The sequence below is a fragment of the Salibacterium aidingense DSM 18341 genome (assembly GCF_000429685.1).
GTDB classification, from domain to species: domain Bacteria; phylum Bacillota; class Bacilli; order Bacillales; family Marinococcaceae; genus Salibacterium; species Salibacterium aidingense.
Genome location: NZ_AUCI01000039.1, coordinates 1 through 17,392, shown reverse-complemented (window position 1 = coordinate 17,392; position 17,392 = coordinate 1). Strand labels below are relative to the sequence as shown.

17 protein-coding genes and 1 rRNA gene are annotated in these 17,392 nt (G+C 46.3%); 14 read left to right on the top strand and 4 right to left on the bottom strand.

Translation table 11 applies throughout. From position 1 onward, the window contains the following. The first annotated feature begins 503 nt into the window (after positions 1-503). Positions 504-1,193 (top strand): phosphodiester glycosidase family protein, encoded by a 690-nt coding sequence (locus tag G475_RS0121325; protein ID WP_026702989.1) that lies wholly within the window; start codon positions 504-506, stop codon positions 1,191-1,193. Positions 1,194-1,912: 719 nt separating this feature from the next. Continuing rightward, a complete protein-coding gene (locus tag G475_RS0121320) occupies positions 1,913-2,404 on the top strand; it encodes a hypothetical protein (protein ID WP_026702988.1) in 492 nt (163 codons plus the stop codon). A 576-nt stretch (positions 2,405-2,980) separates the two neighbouring features. Here the strand turns inward: G475_RS0121320 and G475_RS0121315 are convergent. Then, positions 2,981-3,271, bottom strand: a complete 291-nt coding sequence (locus tag G475_RS0121315) for a hypothetical protein (RefSeq protein ID WP_026702987.1) — start codon at positions 3,269-3,271, stop codon at positions 2,981-2,983. Between the two features lie 575 nt (positions 3,272-3,846). On the opposite strand from G475_RS0121315, the gene rplM reads away from it, so the two are divergent. Both rplM and rpsI read left to right on the top strand, forming a co-directional pair. Then, entirely contained in the window at positions 3,847-4,284 is a 438-nt protein-coding gene (rplM, locus tag G475_RS0121310) for a 50S ribosomal protein L13 (RefSeq protein WP_026702986.1), read from the top strand. 21 nt (positions 4,285-4,305) lie between these two features. Further along, positions 4,306-4,698 (top strand): 30S ribosomal protein S9, encoded by a 393-nt coding sequence (gene rpsI / locus G475_RS0121305; protein WP_026702985.1) that lies wholly within the window; start codon positions 4,306-4,308, stop codon positions 4,696-4,698. A 523-nt stretch (positions 4,699-5,221) separates the two neighbouring features. On the opposite strand, the gene G475_RS0121295 is transcribed toward rpsI, so the two are convergent. Next, positions 5,222-5,785 carry a glycerol-3-phosphate responsive antiterminator gene (locus tag G475_RS0121295; RefSeq protein ID WP_026702983.1) on the bottom strand — a complete coding sequence of 188 codons (564 nt, stop codon included), beginning with the start codon at positions 5,783-5,785 and terminating at the stop codon, positions 5,222-5,224. 304 nt (positions 5,786-6,089) lie between these two features. Here G475_RS0121295 and G475_RS0121290 point away from each other — a divergent pair, with 304 nt between their 5' ends. From G475_RS0121290 to G475_RS0121260, 7 genes are all read left to right on the top strand, one after another. Beyond that, complete coding sequence (locus tag G475_RS0121290) at positions 6,090-7,619, top strand: BCCT family transporter (RefSeq protein ID WP_026702982.1); 1,530 nt, start codon at positions 6,090-6,092, stop codon at positions 7,617-7,619. 170 nt (positions 7,620-7,789) lie between these two features. After that, a complete protein-coding gene (locus tag G475_RS0121285; RefSeq protein WP_267880119.1) occupies positions 7,790-8,566 on the top strand; it encodes an SDR family oxidoreductase in 777 nt (258 codons plus the stop codon). 22 nt (positions 8,567-8,588) lie between these two features. Next, on the top strand, positions 8,589-10,022 hold the full coding sequence (locus tag G475_RS0121280; protein WP_026702980.1) for an FGGY-family carbohydrate kinase: 1,434 nt from the start codon (positions 8,589-8,591) through the stop codon (positions 10,020-10,022). A gap of 26 nt (positions 10,023-10,048) precedes the next feature. Next, on the top strand, positions 10,049-11,488 hold the full coding sequence (locus G475_RS0121275; RefSeq protein WP_026702979.1) for an FAD-binding oxidoreductase: 1,440 nt from the start codon (positions 10,049-10,051) through the stop codon (positions 11,486-11,488). Between the two features lie 78 nt (positions 11,489-11,566). Then, complete coding sequence (locus G475_RS0121270) at positions 11,567-12,007, top strand: DUF2521 family protein (protein WP_026702978.1); 441 nt, start codon at positions 11,567-11,569, stop codon at positions 12,005-12,007. Positions 12,008-12,085: 78 nt separating this feature from the next. Continuing rightward, entirely contained in the window at positions 12,086-12,802 is a 717-nt protein-coding gene (gene cwlD / locus G475_RS0121265) for an N-acetylmuramoyl-L-alanine amidase CwlD (protein ID WP_026702977.1), read from the top strand. An 80-nt stretch (positions 12,803-12,882) separates the two neighbouring features. Further along, positions 12,883-13,932, top strand: coding sequence for an Mrp/NBP35 family ATP-binding protein (locus G475_RS0121260; protein ID WP_026702976.1), 1,050 nt, complete (start codon positions 12,883-12,885; stop codon positions 13,930-13,932). Between the two features lie 103 nt (positions 13,933-14,035). Here the strand turns inward: G475_RS0121260 and gerD are convergent, their stop codons facing one another. Next, positions 14,036-14,644: a spore germination lipoprotein GerD gene (gene gerD / locus G475_RS25945; RefSeq protein ID WP_233275826.1), complete on the bottom strand. Its 609-nt coding sequence runs from the start codon at positions 14,642-14,644 to the stop codon at positions 14,036-14,038. Between the two features lie 166 nt (positions 14,645-14,810). Between gerD and G475_RS0121250 the strand changes: the two genes are divergently transcribed. Further along, the gene (locus G475_RS0121250) at positions 14,811-15,422 is read left to right on the top strand and encodes a KinB-signaling pathway activation protein (RefSeq protein WP_026702975.1); all 612 of its coding nucleotides are present in this window, start codon (positions 14,811-14,813) and stop codon (positions 15,420-15,422) included. Between the two features lie 419 nt (positions 15,423-15,841). Here G475_RS0121250 and pdaB read toward each other — a convergent pair whose 3' ends face one another. Further along, on the bottom strand, positions 15,842-16,618 hold the full coding sequence (gene pdaB / locus G475_RS0121240; RefSeq protein ID WP_169728542.1) for a polysaccharide deacetylase family sporulation protein PdaB: 777 nt from the start codon (positions 16,616-16,618) through the stop codon (positions 15,842-15,844). A gap of 100 nt (positions 16,619-16,718) precedes the next feature. Here pdaB and G475_RS0121235 point away from each other — a divergent pair, with 100 nt between their 5' ends. Both G475_RS0121235 and G475_RS0121230 read left to right on the top strand, forming a co-directional pair. Further along, positions 16,719-16,952 (top strand): hypothetical protein, encoded by a 234-nt coding sequence (locus G475_RS0121235; RefSeq protein WP_026702972.1) that lies wholly within the window; start codon positions 16,719-16,721, stop codon positions 16,950-16,952. A 272-nt stretch (positions 16,953-17,224) separates the two neighbouring features. Continuing rightward, a 16S ribosomal RNA gene (locus tag G475_RS0121230) occupies positions 17,225-17,392 on the top strand; the annotation flags it as partial.

Below are 17,392 nucleotides of genomic sequence, written 5' to 3'. Positions count from 1 at the left end.
GTAAAACGGACATCTTAGGGTTTATATAACAAGAACGTCCATTCAGCGGAGTCAAAATAGGTCGACTCCTGCGGGAAAAGCACGAGTCTCGAGACCCCGCAGGAAGTGGCTTTCTTCCGAGGAGGCTCGAGCCGTGCCCGCGGAAAGCGACCTATTTTGACGCAGCGATAGAACAATACACAAAAATCCGAACGATTTATGGAAGAAATCGTTCGGATTTTTTGTCCTTGGTAATGTTTTGTCCCAGACTCGTTTTTTTTATAAAACCAGACCCACCACGCCTCTTCTGAAGTACCAGACGATCCCCCCCCGATACCACCAAAACCCGGACCGAAAAGAACCGGAATATTGAACACTCCGGCTTCGCTCTACTAATCAGGATAGCATCGTAAAAATTTTAATTAATAGAACATATGTTCTCGTAAAATTCAAGGCAACAAGGTACAATAGAATCATAAGAGAACATAAGTTCCTTAAATTTATTTTACGGAGGATGATAAGTTATGTCGTATACGTATCGCAGTGTTACTTTCTATGTCAATGGTGATGAGCGCAGAGTTCACGTACTTGAAACCCCGGCGAGTAATGTTCGCCCACGTATTATCAATAAAAGTTTGGCAGAGACTAGTCAAGTCGGCGTAAATGGAACATTTTATGATTATGATGCATTTACAGATACCGCAGGGGAATCTTTGGGGATGATCTATTGGCACTATGATAATAATCCTTCAGATCGACAGACAGAAAATGAAGATTCGCAAATAAGAAAAAACCTTATTACGTATGAGAATTCATATGGCAATGTTGTTCCTGTCACAGTGAACGCAGCTGATCTTGAGGGAGTAAGAGACTCCTATTCTAATGTCCATGCTATTATTGGCGGACGGTCTTTTCAATCGTCTAATTATGACAACAACCTGCCATACGGCGCACGCGACCACCGAACCGTCATTGGATATTCTGGGAACATCGTTATCATGATGGTAACAGAAGCCGATTTCCCAAATAGCACATCTACCGTCCCAGACATGCTTGAAGCTATAGAAGCTGCAGGATATAACGCCAGCAATTTCGTAATGATAGACGGTGGCAGTTCTTCTAATATGCGTTTGGGTGCAGGGCCTGACAACTTTTATGGAGGCGGCACCGGCTCTCGCGAACTGGCAAGCATGGTGTCTTTGATCGATGTGTAATAGAAAAATCGAGTAGAAGGGGTGACTAACCCCCGTCCTCTCCCACCACCGAGCGTTCGGGTCCGTACTCGGCAGTTTCCAAAGTAATGACGGGAAAGGATTTCCACTCTCCTTGCCCGTGGTGCTTTTCTGGCTCTTTGTGTGTCACCGTTCCTTAACACTTCTAAGGTGTTCAACAGAATTCACCGTCTATCCCTTAGTGAGCTCCTTTCGGACATCTGTTTCATAGAAAGGTGAGTACGCAGAGTTTATTCCGCACTCCTTTGGAATACAGCCCTTCCCTGCTTACAGGTACTATGGATTCGGCTGACTTCTGATCGTTCAGCAGTCTCTCCTGAGACTGGTTACCGTAAGCGTACGGCATTCCGATCGGATCTCCCCGGGTAAGCGTACAAACTTCTCTCCGTATCCCCGCCTCATTTACTGCCTTTCCCTTCGGCCGTGAGGATTTTGACTTGTCGTGCAGTCTCGTCCAAGAAAGACAGCCTGATGGGATTCGTATACATCAGGGCAGAGATTTGCCCCCGGTTTCCTTCAGATTCCACCTCACGATGGACACCCTTACCTTTGGATCATGGCTACTACGGCCTTCACCATTCGGGGTCTTGAACCCTAGAGCGAGTACGCATGCCGGACACACTAAAAAAAGAGGAAAGGTTTTATCACCTTCCTCTTTTCTGTATACTATGGGATAACATGACATTTAGGAGATGAACGTAATGAGTATCAAAGATTTCAAACCCTTGCATTATCCCGATTCTATGACCGCTCGCATTGTAGCCATTGTAACGATTGGCTTTCTTATTCAATTGATTGTTGATAGCACGTTGCCTACATTGCGTGACTACTATTTTTCTCAATACGGAAAACCATACCCTAACACCGTTATGATTCACCCTCATGCTATTATTGGTTATGTAGTTTTCATTCTACCTGTTGCTTGCTATACATTTATGTTACCTAAAAACAAACTGTTTCAAACGATACTCTTTACCACTATCGTGTTGCCGCCTTTGGTATGGTATGATTATCATTCGCTCAATGCCATGAACAATTTTTCCGAAACTCTAAATATTTTTCGCCACGCGTTTATTTCTGTTCCTGCAATATGTGCGCTGCATATATTTCTTCCACAGCCGCAGCCACAAAAAGTCAAACATAAAGAAACGGCACCCTGTATACGGGAAACCGCAGGGCAAGAAAAAGAATAACCGACCACGTTCATTGGGATAGTATGAAAGTAGTTTGCGTAATTCATACTATCGGAAATAAAAAAGAAAATCCCTTTATATCAAGAGTACAGCAACACCCACTCCGAAAAGTGGGTGTTTTTCCTTCTATGAACAGTTTTCCCCTTTATAATATGATGGGGAGATTTGATGAAAAATTCGTCCCTTTTATTCGGACTGCTGGGCTTGGAGCCACTTTTACGGGATGATAGAACTCCCTGTCTACAAGCTAACAGATCAAGCCATCGCGATGATCACACAGCTGGTACAAGACGACAGGTAGCAACTCTTTTGATTTTTTGAATGAAACATCCTGGACCAACCGTCTTTTCAAAAGGCGTGCTGGTTCTTTTTTTATGAGAACAGACACGCCCCGCTTTTATCGAAACACCAGACGCTTCCCTTCTGATGGCCAAAACCCTCGGTGCGCCGATCAGTCCGATTCATAAGGCCACCCGCCGCAACACGGGAAGCCATGTATCGTATGCCCCAAAAGCATGTCACCTAAATAGGACTTCAAATCACAAACGGTCACAAATATGTGTCCAGATGTCACACTCATATGACTTCAGGACACGTACATAGGCCTTCTCTTTTTTCAATCACCAGACTTCCCCCGCCTCTCCCGAAACACCAGATCCGCACCGCCTGACGCGCCGAAACCCGGACCACCAAACCCCCATACCGGCAGCGTTTCCAGCCCGTGCCTTCCGCGCCCGCCGGTGGTTTTTCTTCCCTTTCTCGCTGCCGCTCGTATAACCGCTCCGGGCTTCCCGCCCCGAATGCACGCAATCTTTGAGCAGCTTCCCCTTCCCGATTGCCCGACAGCGTCTTCTCTTTTACATCCATCGACCCGTTCTTTTCGGGCGTCCTTCGCTACGCCCATGGATTTAAATTTTGCGGCGAAAACCGCCCCGATCTCGTCCCGAAAACCGTCCCTTATCGAGCATCCCGGGACGAAAAACAGGCCGACTAAGCCGTCATACGCTTTTTTAAGATCGAACGGGACGACTTAATTGGCACCTCTCTCAACGACGGGGTTTATCGGGGCCGGAATTAGCCGCTTAGCCGGGGGAGCCTCTCTCCCAATGGGACTAAGTTGCTGTCGCACCGGGAGGTCGGTGCGTGATTTGACGGGGCGGTAGAAAATATTGAAACACTAAAAAAAGCAATCGAAAGACAGAACCAGCGACTGCAGGAACAACAATAAAACGAAGGTTGTAACCACAACCCGGTTAAACGTTTAAAACAAACAAAAAAGGGAGCGATCCATCATTGCAAAGCATTGACAGAAGGCCTGCAATATTATACGATGTTATTTGGCATTTCAAATCCCACTAGCCCCGGGATCGGAAATGAAGTAAACGACGACAAATGTAAACAGATAAACGAATGTACATGATACAGGATCAGGAGGGAAAACAATGCGTACAACTTATATGGCGAAGCCAGGGGAAGTAGAGCGCAAGTGGTACGTGATTGATGCGGAAGGCGAAACGCTCGGCCGTCTATCCAGTGAAGTAGCTTCCATTCTTCGCGGAAAGCACAAGCCGCAGTACACTCCGCATATCGACACCGGCGACCACGTTATTTTGATTAACGCCCAGAACATCAAGCTTACCGGAAACAAGCTTGAGGACAAATATTACTACCGGCACAGTCAATATCCAGGCGGACTGAAGCAAACACGTGCTCTGGAAATGCGTCAAAATAAACCGGAACGTATGCTGGAACTGGCAGTTAAAGGAATGCTTCCAAAAGGTTCCCTCGGCCGCCAGCAGGCTAAAAAGCTGCACGTCTACGCCGGCTCTGAGCATAAGCACGAAGCACAACAACCGGAGAAGTACGAACTTCGCGGATAAAACAAAAGGGAGGGTATTCATTTGGCACAAGTGCAATATTACGGCACCGGACGCCGTAAAAATTCCGTAGCCCGCGTCTTTATGGTGCCTGGCGACGGTAAAATTACGATTAATGATCGAGGCATTGATGACTATTTTGACCTTGAAACGCTGAAAGTGGTAGTAAAGCAGCCGCTTGCTGAAACCGGCACAGAAGGTCAATATGATCTAAAAATAAACGTAGACGGCGGAGGCTTCACCGGTCAGGCCGGCGCCATCCGTCACGGTCTTTCCCGCGCCCTGCTGGAAGTAGACCCGGATTTTCGCAAGCCGCTGAAAGATGCCGGCTATCTAACCCGCGATTCCAGAATGAAAGAACGGAAAAAGTACGGCCTCAAAGCCGCACGCCGTTCCCCGCAATTCTCGAAGCGTTAAAAAACACCTTTCTTTCTTGCGAAGGGTGCAGCCCTCTTTGTTCCTGTTGGAGCAGAGAGGGTTTTTTAATAGGGATGAAACGCCTTTCTTTATTAGATAAGAAAGCATATAATGTTTGCGTTTTTGAGATACAGCTCAGGCGCCATTGGCTCGAGGGCCTACATGAGGTAGGTCAGATCGGCGTAGTCACAGGATGGGACGGTTTTAGCCGATCTTCCTTACAACCACCCGCGCCTTTCGCGGCAAGTCTCCTCGGCGGGTCTTCAGCACTTCCTTCCACAGGAGGTGGTGGCTTCAACGCCCGGCACAGGACGTGCACGGTTTTAGTTAAAGAACTGAGGCGGGCGCCTTGCGCTTTTCTTATGATAATTAATCCAGGTGTAACCATTACATTCGTCCGTTATGTGAGAAAATGTAAGGAGTAACAGGGGGATAACCGTTACATTTTCTCAAAAAGAAAGGCAAAGTCAGAAAAAGCAGCGCATAAAAGTCACTTTGACGAAGAGTCTTAAAAAAGTAACGATTACAGCGCCCAAACTTCGGTGTTCGTGGAAGAGATGGCGATCGCGCCGTTTTTCAAAGCATTGACAACATCTTCTTTATCACACACGAGGCCGCTGGCAATAATAGGAAGGCTAACCTTATTTTTAACCCAGCCAATGGTCTTTGTCATCCCTCCAGGACAAGTTTCAATAATATCTGGATCCGAATTGCTGATCTGCCGGTCTATGCTGTGGTAGGACATGGAATCCGTCAAAAAGAAGCGGTGAATCGTAATAAAACCATAGTTCCGGGCTTGTTTCACCAGGGGAGCTTTTGTACTTATGATCCCGTCTGCCGCTGTATTCTTACGCAAGAATTCTAACACCACCTCTTTTGAGGAAGCTCCTTCAAGCAGGTCAACGTGAATAAAAGCCAGTTTGTTGTGTTTTTTTATTCGGGATACGATGGAGGCAACATTCATAATTGTGCTGTTTAAGACGAAGACAATTTTACACTCAGAATCTAATGCTGTTTTCAGACTTAGTTCATCTTTGATACCGGCGATAATAGGGTTGTCCTCCATTTGGCTCATAACGTGTTCCATCCTATACATCTCCTGCCTATCGTTTTGCTTTCATTTTATGCGGAAGGGATTTCAAGAAGCAAGGAAAACTTTATGCTATTGCTAAAAAAACGCTTTCAAAAAGAATTGACAAGCGCTTTCTTATGAATTAATATGATATCAAGTTACTAGAGCAGAGAGGAAAGTAACTTCTCGCAGGAGAAGTGTGCTTTCCTCTCTTTTTTTATACCCAAATCCCCTTCTCCTGCAACAAAAGGAGGGATCACATTTTAGAAACAAAGAATACACGTTCTTTGTGATAACAAAATTAGAGGAGGGGAATAACGTGTCGGAAAAGTACACAAAGAAAAAAATAAGACCGCTAGTCTTTTATCCTGCATTCATTCTCTTGGTTCTGACCATCATTCTAAATTTCGTGGATCAAGAAGCGTTTATCCGCGTGACTTCGCAGGCTCGAGATTTTATGACGCAGGACCTTGGCTGGCTGTTTAGCTTGATGGGCGTCGCTTGCTTGATTATCGTTATCATAGCCTTTTTCACTCCATTAGGGGACATTAGACTGGGAGGAGAACAGGCTGAACCCATTCTTAAAAAGAACACATGGTTTGCCGTTACGTTAACGACCACTATTGCTTCAGGGATTATGTTTTGGGGAACAGCGGAGCCGATTTCCCATCTTGCTTACCCTCCGGAGGGGGTTGAACCGATGAGTGCGGACGCTGTAAAGTTTGCGATGGAATCCCTTTTTCTCCATTGGACGTTTCTTCCCTATGCTTTTTATACCGTACCGGCCCTTGTGTTTGGATTTGCTTATTATAATATGAACCGTCCGTTTAGTGTAGGCTCTGAAGTCTCTCCGATTATGGGGAATAGAGACCAGCGAAAATTTGACGTGGCAGTGGATGCCGTGATTTTATTTACGTTAGCTACGGGTATAGCTTCATCGTTTGCAACGGCGGTGATGAACATGGGAAGTGGGATGAATGCTCTGACAGGGCTGCCGGATAATGTGACGATGTATATTGTGATTGCGGTATTGGCTACTATTATTTTTACTGCGGCATCAGGCACAGGACTATTTCGGGGAATTAAGTATTTGGCCCATTTTAATGTTTATTTATATTACGTGATTATTGCTGCGTTTGTAGTGCTTGGGCCGACCGTATATATGTTTTCCTTAGGAACGGAAGGTTTTGGAGGATTTTTATCGGGGATTTTTGACCGGGCCCTGTTTACTGGAACGGCTGCAGGGGACGATTGGGCCTCAGATTGGACTACGTTTTATTGGACCAACTGGATGGCCTGGGCCCCAGTAACAGCGGTGTTTCTAGCCCGCATCGCTTACGGGTATAAAATCAAAGAAATGATTACAATGAATTTCTTTATTCCAGCAGGTTTTAGCACAGTTTGGATGACTATTGTGGGAGGGACCTCGATTAACTTTCAGATGAGCGGACGTCTGGACCTGGTTTCCATTATGGATGAAGCAGGAGAAGGAGCGGTCGCCTATGCCATTTTAAATGAGCTGCCATTAGGGTTCCTGCTGATTGCGATTTATCTCATAGCCGTATTCATTACCTTTGCAACGGCAACCGACTCAACCACAAATGCCATGTCCGGGATATCTACGACAGGAATTGAATCTGCTGAGGATGAGGCGCCGCTTTCTATCAAAACGCTCTGGGGTGTTATTATTGGATGTTTGGCCGTCATTTCTTTATCGGTGTTTGGAACCGATGGTATTCGGATTTTATCGTATCTGGGAGGCATTCCAGCATTAATTATTGGATTCCTAAGCTTCCTGTCCTTGATCTTTCTTATCAAAAATCCAGAAAAATTTAATAAACGGTCGTAGTCTCATTAAAAACCCAAGCGTTATGGAGGCAGCAGCTATGACAGTTGACAGAACAAGGGTAAAAATATATACTGTTCACAGTTACTAGAGCGAAGAGGAAAGTAACTTCTCACCTTAGGGGAGAAGTATGCTTTCCTCTTTTTTTATATCTTGAGGAGGAGGCATGCCAGTTGAGTATTACGGATTTTACAATGGATTATTTTTCGCTGAAAGGGAAAAACGCAGTAGTGACGGGAGGGAACACAGGTCTCGGTCAGGCTTTTGCATTGGCTCTTGCTAAAGGCGGTGCTAATGTATTCATCCCGAGTATTATCGAGGAAGACGGAACAACCCGGGCATTGATGGAAAAGGAAAACGTACAGATGGCTTTTATGCACGCAGATCTGACGGAACCCGGTGTTCCGGCAGAAATTATAGAGCGCTGCGTCGAGACGTTTAGTTCCATCGATATACTGGTGAACAGCGCCGGATTGAACAAGATTGCCGCATTTGAGGATTTTGGAAGAGAAAAGTGGGATCCTATGATTCAGGTGAACCTGACTGCCGCTTTTGAAATGAGTTATGAGGCGGCAAAGAGGATGAAACAGCAGCAAAGCGGCAAAATCATAAATATATGCTCGATGTTCTCTTTCCGGGGCGGGCAGGGTTCCCCTGCGTATGCTGCGACAAAGCACGGACTGGACGGCCTGACAAAAGCTTATTGTGATGAACTGGCGCCTTTTAATATTCAGGTTAACGGCATAGCTCCCGGGTACTTTGCTACGGATTTGACGCTTGCAACACGAAACGATTCGGAGAAGAACAAGCAGGTGCTGGACCATATTCCTGCCGGGAGATGGGGAGAGCCTCAGGATTTAATGGGAACGACCGTATTTTTAGCAGGGGCCGCTTCTGATTATGTGAACGGCCGCGTTATAGCAGTCGATGGCGGCTACCTGGTGAGGTAGTCCATCTGGAAGGGGGATGAGAATGAAAAAAACATATGTAATAGGCATCGATGGCGGCTCGCAAAGTTCAAAAGTAGTTATTTTTGACCAGCATGGTCATGTTATCAGCGAAGGAAAACAGCCGCTGCAGCCGATGCACATGCCGGAACCTGGTATTGTCGAACACCCGGATGATGATTTGTGGGAATCCATTGTTCAGGCGGCGGCGGAGGCGATGAATGCTTTTCCGGATACCTATGACAAGATTATAGGAATAGGCTTATGTACCATTCGTTTCTGCCGCTGCCTGCTGGATGAAAATGGGGATCTGGCAGCACCGGCCATGAGCTGGATGGATGAACGCGTTTCCCGGCCTTATGAACACGAGCGTGAGGAGGTAAGGTATGTTACGACCTCTTCTGGGTATATCACCCATCGTCTTACCGGGGAGTGGAAGGATACCGCGGCGAATTATCAGGGCATGTGGCCAATCAACACGGATACGTGGCAGTGGAGTGAGGACCCGGCGGTGCTTGCTGCCTATAACATTCCACGGTCTATGCTCTTTCATTTAAAAATGCCGGGAGAGCTCTTAGGCCGTGTAACCGAAGAAGCAGCACGCTTGACCGGGATCCCCACTGGTCTTCCAGTTGTCGCAACGGCAAACGATAAAGCGGTGGAAGCCCTTGGAGCCGGGTTGTTGTCCAGCCGTAAAGGCCTTATCTCACTTGGAACTTACATTGCAGGGATGGTGCACGGCAAAACCAATCCGAAAAACACGGCACATTTTTGGACGAATTTTGCCGCACTCCCCCATGAGTACCTTCATGAAAGTCACGGTATCCGCCGCGGCATGTGGACCATCACCTGGTTCAAGGAGCTGTTCGGAAAAGCTTGGGAACAGCAGGCAGAGATAGAAGGCGCAGCGCTTGAAGAAAAATTAAATGAAGAGGCTGCCTCTGTGCCGCCTGGAAGCGACGGGTTAATGACCGTACTTGACTGGCTGGCTCCTGCGGATCAGCCTCATAAAAGAGGAATGATGATCGGTTTTGACGGCCGTCATACAAGAGCCCATATGTATCGTTCCATTTTGGAAGCGATCACTCTCACGATGAAAAATAATATGGATGAGATGCAGTCCGAGCTGGATATCGATCTGGAAAAGCTAATAATTTCCGGCGGTGGGGCAGGCAGTGATCTGATGATGCAGATTTTTGCCGATGTCTTCGGAGTACCGGCAGAACGAACCGTTATTAACGGAGCGGCAAGTCTTGGAGCAGCGATGTCCGCAGCGGTGGCTCTGAATGTGTATGAAAGCTTTGAAGAAGCGGCGAAAAACATGGTCCAGGCAGATCAAACCTTTTATCCGAAGGAGGAGAGCCGCCTTTTTTATAAAAAGATGAATGAGGAAGTATATCAGCATATTTCCACCTACACGGATGGCATTCTGAAGAAAGCCCATTCTGTATTTTCCTAAAAACTGCAAAAGGAGTTGTTACGTTCATGGAATTGACCAGAGAAAAAATCGTGGCAGATGTGAAAGGCCTATTATCGGAAGAGCAGGTAAATACAGAGGAGGCGGTTCTGCAGGCGAACAGTGTGGATCGGTTTAGGAAATATGAAGACATTCACGGTATTTATTCCCTTCCGCTTCCCGCTGCTGTGGTAACGGTGCATAATTCGGAGGAGGTTTCCAGACTGCTTGCGTATTCGAATGAAAACGGCATAAACGTGGTTCCTAAAACCGGCGGATCAGCAACGGAGGGGGGACTTGAAACAGCGGCAGAGAATTCCATTGTTATGGACGGGTCGCAAATGAAGGACATCGTGAGCATTGATTCTTACAATATGATGGCGACTGTTCAATGCGGCGTCTGCCTGGAAGATCTGGAGAATATCCTGCGGGAGCAGGGATTGACCACCGGCCATTCCCCGCAGTCCAAACCACTTGCCCAAATGGGAGGGCTCACGGCGACCCGGAGTATCGGGCAATTTTCCACCCTTTACGGAGGCATTGAAGATATGGTGGTCGGCCTGGAAGCAGTGTTTCCAAACGGAAAAATAACAAAGATCAAGAATATCCCGCGGCGCGCAGCCGGCCCGGATATCCGGCATGTTATTATCGGCAACGAAGGCGCTCTCTGCTATATTACCGAAGTCACCGTCAAACTTTTTCCGTATTATCCGGAGAACAACAAATACTACGGTTATTTGATCGATGACATGAAAACAGGGTTTGCTATCCTCCGGGAAGTGATGGTTCAAGGATATAAACCATCGGTGGCCCGGTTGTATGACCCCGAAGATGCTGCGGATCACTTTGCTTTTTCAGACGATCGCTGTGTGCTGATTTTTATGACGGAGGGCCCGAAGCCAATAGCCGAAGCCACAGGGCGGGCCATCGATGATATCGTCCATACATTCAGCAAAAAGAAAAAAGTGGAATCCCGGCTCATCCAAAATTGGTTTGAACAGTTAAATTGGGACCCCTCCAAAGTGACGAAAGAAAGAAAAGAAATCAAAGAAACCAATCGTATCGGCTTTACCACGGAGGTTTCCGGCAATTGGGACGTCATCCATGATATTTATGAACGCTGCATTTCCCGCATCCGCCGCGAAATTCCAAATATTACGATGCTTGGCGGCCATTCCTCTCATAGTTATATGAATGGGACCAACATGTACTTTGTTTATTATTACGAGCTGAGGAACATTAAACCAGAAGAAGAGATCACAAGGTTTCATTACCCCATTAACGAGATCATTGTAGAGGAAACCCTGCGTGCCGGTGGCTCCATGGTTCACCATCACGGCGTCGGCAAGCATCGTACCAAATGGATAAAAGAAGAATATGGATCTTCGTATTACATGTTAGAAACACTGAAGCACGCGTTTGACCCTAATGGAATCATGAATAAAGGAACGATTTTTCCGCTCGAGTAACCGATGAAGGAAACTGCCATATACCGACAGTATGACAACCTCCACCTGTCATATACTAAGGCTTGAGGGGGGAGACAGATGGGGGTTGTGATTTCACTTGAGCCGCACCGCATCAAAAGGGAATGGGAGCAGGAAAAAAAGCTGCTTCAGGACATTCAGGTGCAGGAAGTTCAGGCTACCGCCAAAAAGGTATTTATACCGGTATTTGAGTATTTTCAATTTCCTTATTCCTTTTTAGAGGAGGCCTGCATGGATCTTGCCCTGGAAGCCTTTCTCTCCGGCGGGAAATTCAGCCGGTATGTGGAGGACAGAGCGCTTCCTTTTAAGTTTCAGGTCCAGGCCGCCGCAACAATCGGTCTCATCGCAAAAGAACTGCATGAATTTATCAAATCCTGGGTCGATGAAGATCCAGCCTGTGACCGTGCAGAAATGAAGGAAGCCGTTGAATCGTTTATCACGTATTGGTGGAAACGTGGATTGGAAGCCGGTACCAGACGGCAGCTGCTTCGTTTCCATTAAACAATATCATCGTAATAAATCACCCGCTCCGTCATATAAATGAAACAAGCTGATTACTTGTAAAGGAGCGGGCGTTATATGAAAAAATGGCTTGGTATTGCCATTCTATTCATAGTATTAGCAGCCTCAGGCTGGTTTATACAAGATCGTATACTGCCGAAAGAGACGACGGGCGGCTGGAATCTGCCGTTATCCGGGAAAGTGATTATCCTCGATCCCGGGCACGGGGGAGTGGATGGCGGCGCGTCCACCAAAGACGGAACGCTGGAAAAAGACGTCGCTCTTTCCATGAGTTTTATGCTGCGGGACTACCTTCAGGAAGCTGGGGCCATTGTTTTTATGACGAGAGAAGGGGACTATGATTTGGCTGGACAAGACGTAGAAGGATACAGCAGGCGGAAAACCGAAGATTTGCATAAGCGGCTGGAGATTGTGAACGAAAGCGGCGGGGATTTATTTCTCAGCCTGCATTTAAACGCCGTCCCTTCCAGCAGATGGAGCGGGGCTCAGACCTTTTATCAGCCGAGAGTACCCGAAAATGAAAAAGCGGCGAAATTAGTGCAGGAAGAGCTGCGGCACAATCTTGAAAACACCACCCGAAAAGCAAAAGGGATAAAGGAAGTTTTTTTACTGAATCAAGCGGATATCCCTGGTCTGCTGGTCGAGGCTGGTTTTATGTCTAATACCGAAGAAGGGCGCAGGCTGGGGGATGAATCCCACCAGAACAAAGTGGCCTTTGCTATATACCAGGGCATTCTTCGTTATTACAGCGGGGACGAGCCGGAAAGCTCTTAGTTGCAAACGTTTGAAATAAACGGAGCAAAAAAGGTATGCTGTAGATGGAGTATATAGCGTAATAAAGGATGGTGTCCGATTTGTTAACGGAAGAGCAGATTCGTGAAGCTTTGCAGAATATTGAAGATCCCGATCTCCATAAGAGCATCGTAGACACGGGTGGAATACGGGAGATAAAGATAAAGGAAGACAATGTCAGCCTGAAAATCGCCCTCGCCAAAACAGGGACAGCAGAGCAGATGCAGGTACAGCAGAAGATTGTACAGGTTGTAAAAGAAGCAGGGGCGGAATCGGTAGGCCTGCGTTTTGATACCCTCAGTGATGAAGAGGTAAGAGAGCTGGGCGGACCACAGGAGGAAGAGAAGGCGTCTTTACTTTCTGAAGATAATCCAGTGGAATTTATCGCTGTGACAAGTGGAAAAGGCGGCGTTGGGAAATCCACGGTTTCTGTTAATATAGCGGTGGCTTTGGCCAATGCCGGTAAAAAAGTCGGGATTATTGATGCGGACATTTACGGCTTCAGCGTCCCGGATATGATGGGGATTGAACAGCGTCCGACCGTGCAGGGAGAAACAATTTATCCAGTGGAACGCTTTGGAGTGAAAGTCATATCGATGGGCTTTTTCGTGGAAGACAATGCCCCGGTCGTCTGGAGAGGTCCGATGCTCGGTAAAATGTTGAATAACTTTTTCAATGAAGTTGAATGGGGAGACCTGGACTACTTAATTCTTGACCTGCCGCCCGGCACCGGAGATGTTGCTTTGGATGTGCACACGATGCTGCCGGAGTGTAAAGAGCTGGTTGTCACCACCCCGCATGCGACAGCAGCATTTGTGGCTGCACGTGCCGGAGCCATGGCCATCAAGACGAACCATCAGATCCTGGGTGTTATTGAAAATATGGCCTACTTTGAGAGTAAAAAAACGGGAGAAAGAGAGTATATCTTCGGCCAGGGCGGCGGCGAACGCCTGACAGAAGAGCTGAAAACAGAAATGCTCGGTCAGATTCCGCTCGGCCAGCCTGAAGTTGATCAAGAAGACTTTGCCCCCTCCGTTTATGAATCGGAACACCCGATCGGCAAAATATACAACGATATCACCGACAGAATCATGGAGAAGATCGGAAAATAAACGAAGAAGCACCTTGAGCGGCACGTTCAAGGTGCTTCTTTGCAGCTTAGGACAGAATAGCCAGAGCCGACGCAGTAGAAAAAAGCAGTCATTAAAGATGGGTTTAGCCGCCGCCCCCGCCGCCGGAGGAACTCCCGCCCTGCTGGTCTTCTTTGCTCGTTTGCTGTTCTGCTACTTTTTCGAGAATTCCTGTGATTTTCGATTTAAAACGAGGACTTTCCATCGCTTCACTCATAATGTTCATCACCTGCTGCCGATATTCCTTTCCTTTTAACAGCTCCAGAGTGGCTTTTTCCATCTCTGGATCTTTCATGACATCTATTAACATCTGCTGGTATTCCGGGTCTTTCATTAAACTTTTTAACATTTTTTCATTATTTTTCTGCATGCTGTCCGCAAAAGTCTTCGAAAATTCCGGATCTTTTAACAGCTCCTGCCAGAACGATTTCCCTTTTTCCGCCGTCAATGTATCTTCTACGGTCTTTTTTAGGAGCTCCTGATCCATGACAATTTTTTCTCTCATTTGTTCGTCACTTAATATATCGCTGATGGCTTGTTTTCCTTCATCCGATTTAAGCAGATCGACCAGCATTTTTTTTGTTTCTTCATAATTGGCGTTTCCACTCCCCTGATCCTCCGCGGCGGCAGCGCATCCTGCTAAAGCCGAAATACATAAAAAGATAAAAATAGCTGTTTTTATATGCGATAACAAGGTGTCACGCTCCTTTCTGTTTCTCCTTCTCCTCGATTGTTCTTTTTATTAAAATGAGTTAGATGTGAAAAAATTATGCATAACGCGGAGGGTATGTAGCTTTTTCCTGTTTTGGTTGGTAAAATCAATAGCGAAGGATTCATACCTGTAGAGGAGCGCGATGGCGTTGAATACAAGAAAGCTTGTTTATTTATTTTTTTCCACCCTGCTGATCGGCTCTGCCAGCGGAGCGATTGTCGGGGTGTTATTAGATGTGGAAACATACTTTAGCGGGGGTATTCTTAATTTCTTCTTCGGCTTATTATGGATGCTTGGAATGAGCGCCGCCATCAGCCTGGTCGCGCAAATGGGATATTTTGCTTATCTAACACTGCAGCGTTTTGCCCTGGGACTGTTTAAATCGGTGAAACTTTGGAACCGTGTGCAGATCGTTCTTATTTTATTTGTGCTGTTTGATTTGATTTACCTGCGTTACGTTTCTTTTGCTTCCGAAGAGGAAACACTGCTCGGTTATACGGTCATGCCTGTATTGCTGCTGGTGTACAGCGCAGTAGTGGCTTATCAGAAGCAGCGCGAGACAAACAGAGAAACTTTTTTCCCGGCCATGTTTTTCATGTTTGTTGTTACAACAATCGAATGGGTGCCTGCCTTAACGGTGGACATCGTAAATGACACCAAATGGCTGTGGATTTATGTCACCCCGCTGCTTGCCGCGAACACATGGCAGCTTCTTATTCTGCACCGGCTGACTGGAGTGCCGCAAAATAACAATTCGTAAAGGAAACAAACGATTGATTAAAAAAACAGGAGCTCTCGTTTTTGAGACGACTCCTGCTTTTTGTATGGGTAGGAAGAGTTTTTGCTGCCTGGTTCGCATGAGGGGCGGAGGCGATGCCTGCGGCAAAGGAGCCCCGATGATTTACAGGAAACGGTGCCGCCTCTTGGAACTCTGAAGGAGCACGTCCCGGCTGTAGAAAGCTGTGCATCTAAGGGGCGGAGGCGAAGCGGGTTTCACCTGTTCAAGAAAGTCATGGACATACTCCGGATCAAAATGTCCAATATTGATAATTTGGGGACACAAGAGAGAGATAAAAAAGACTAAATGGTTGATAAGGAAATATAAAGGACAAAATAAAAAGCTGAAGCCTGCAAAATGTCTCCAACCCTTGTTTTTTAGACACTTTCCAATCCTTTTTGTCACTGCTTTGGTGAAGCTGCAATTTCTTCTATATCCGTTTCGGCTTGAGAAATCAGTTCTTCGATATCTACGAAAGAGTAGTTCTCTTCTTTCAGGTTATCGAGAATAGCAGGAAGTGCTTCTCCTGTCTGTTTTGCAGAATCCGACGCATGAAGAAGAATAACATCCCCAGGCTCTACGTCATTGGTTATGTTGGAAACGATCGTATCAACCCCGGGGTTTTTCCAGTCGTCACCACCAACACTCCAATGAACCGTAGAGTACCCAAATTGCTCAACTTTTTCGAGTACTGATTTGTTAAAGTCTCCGTGGGGCGGACGAAAGTACTTCACATCCAATTCGGTGACATCCTTTATTTTTTTGTGGCTTAAATTTAAATCCCTCACTATTTCATCCTCTTCCATCCTTGGATAGTGTTCATATCTGTATCCATGGTTTCCGATCGTATGACCGTCTTCCACGATTCTCTCGGTAATATCAGGATGCCGTTCCGCCCATGCTCCTGAAATAAAGAAAGTAGCGGTCACATCTTTTTCTTTTAACGTATCAAGAATAGGAAGTGCCCGGTCCTCTCCCCAGCTTATGTTAAACGTTAAAGCCACTTTTTTGTCTTCGATCTCGGCGCGGTAAAAAGCAGCGGGCCCTTCATCTGTGGAAAAGACGGGCATGATAGAACGGTTAACAAAAAAACCCCCGATGACAATAAAAAGAATCATACCTGTGAGAATGTACAGTTTCATGTGTTGGCTGCTGATAATCCAGATTTTTTTAGACAATGCCATTTTCTCCTTTCAGAGAACATCTTTGGCATAAATATATTCTAATTAGGACAAGATATGAATGGATCGAATATTTTTCTTTAAAGTAGGGATGTTTATGCTTGGACTGCTCCTTCGTTCGGAAGAAGCAAAAGAACTGGAATACATAATAAAAAGAGAACTGGAGGAACTGCTGCTTGATTTTGAAGATGAGCGGATTGAAAAAACAGTAAAGGAAACAATGGAGGAAAAATATAAAATGATTTTTAAGTTATATCAGCGTATCGCGCCTCCAGGAGATTGTGTTCGTTACGTAAGGTCGTGGAAAGAACGCCATTCCGGTGATGAGTAATAAATAACTTTTTCTTATAAAAATGGTTGACGCTCTATTAGCCACGTGTTAAATTATTAAATGCGCCATCGAGAGAGGCGCTCTTTTCAATGAGAATTTACATTTCATTGTTGACTTACTTCTCGTTGGATGGTATGATTAATAAGTCGCTAATTAAGGCGAAAACACATTATTTGCCCTTTGAAAATTGAATGAAAGTCAAGCGTCTGTCAATTCAAAGACGATTCAACGGTGTTGAATCGCATGATTTATGTTTTGCTAGTTCAAACTTTTTAATGGAGAGTTTGATCCTGGCTCAGGACGAACGCTGGCGGCGTGCCTAATACATGCAAGTCGAGCGCGGGAAGCAGGCAGCCCCTCTTCGGAGGGAATGCGTGTGGAACGAGCGGCGGACGGGTGAGTAACACGTGGGCAACCTGCCCTGAGGTCTGGGATAACCC

Bases quoted from the DNA above. Each gene is read 5' to 3' on its own strand.
- G475_RS0121295 (WP_026702983.1), bottom strand. From the start codon at position 5,785: ATGGAACACGTTATGAGCCAAATGGAGGACAACCCTATTATCGCCGGT.
- cwlD (WP_026702977.1), top strand. From the start codon at position 12,086: ATGAAAAAATGGCTTGGTATTGCCATTCTATTCATAGTATTAGCAGCC.
- G475_RS0121235 (WP_026702972.1), top strand. From the start codon at position 16,719: ATGCTTGGACTGCTCCTTCGTTCGGAAGAAGCAAAAGAACTGGAATAC.
- G475_RS0121280 (WP_026702980.1), top strand. From the start codon at position 8,589: ATGAAAAAAACATATGTAATAGGCATCGATGGCGGCTCGCAAAGTTCA.
- G475_RS0121270 (WP_026702978.1), top strand. From the start codon at position 11,567: ATGGGGGTTGTGATTTCACTTGAGCCGCACCGCATCAAAAGGGAATGG.
- rplM (WP_026702986.1), top strand. From the start codon at position 3,847: ATGCGTACAACTTATATGGCGAAGCCAGGGGAAGTAGAGCGCAAGTGG.
- G475_RS0121315 (WP_026702987.1), bottom strand. From the start codon at position 3,271: ATGGATGTAAAAGAGAAGACGCTGTCGGGCAATCGGGAAGGGGAAGCT.
- G475_RS0121325 (WP_026702989.1), top strand. From the start codon at position 504: ATGTCGTATACGTATCGCAGTGTTACTTTCTATGTCAATGGTGATGAG.
- G475_RS0121275 (WP_026702979.1), top strand. From the start codon at position 10,049: ATGGAATTGACCAGAGAAAAAATCGTGGCAGATGTGAAAGGCCTATTA.
- G475_RS0121320 (WP_026702988.1), top strand. From the start codon at position 1,913: ATGAGTATCAAAGATTTCAAACCCTTGCATTATCCCGATTCTATGACC.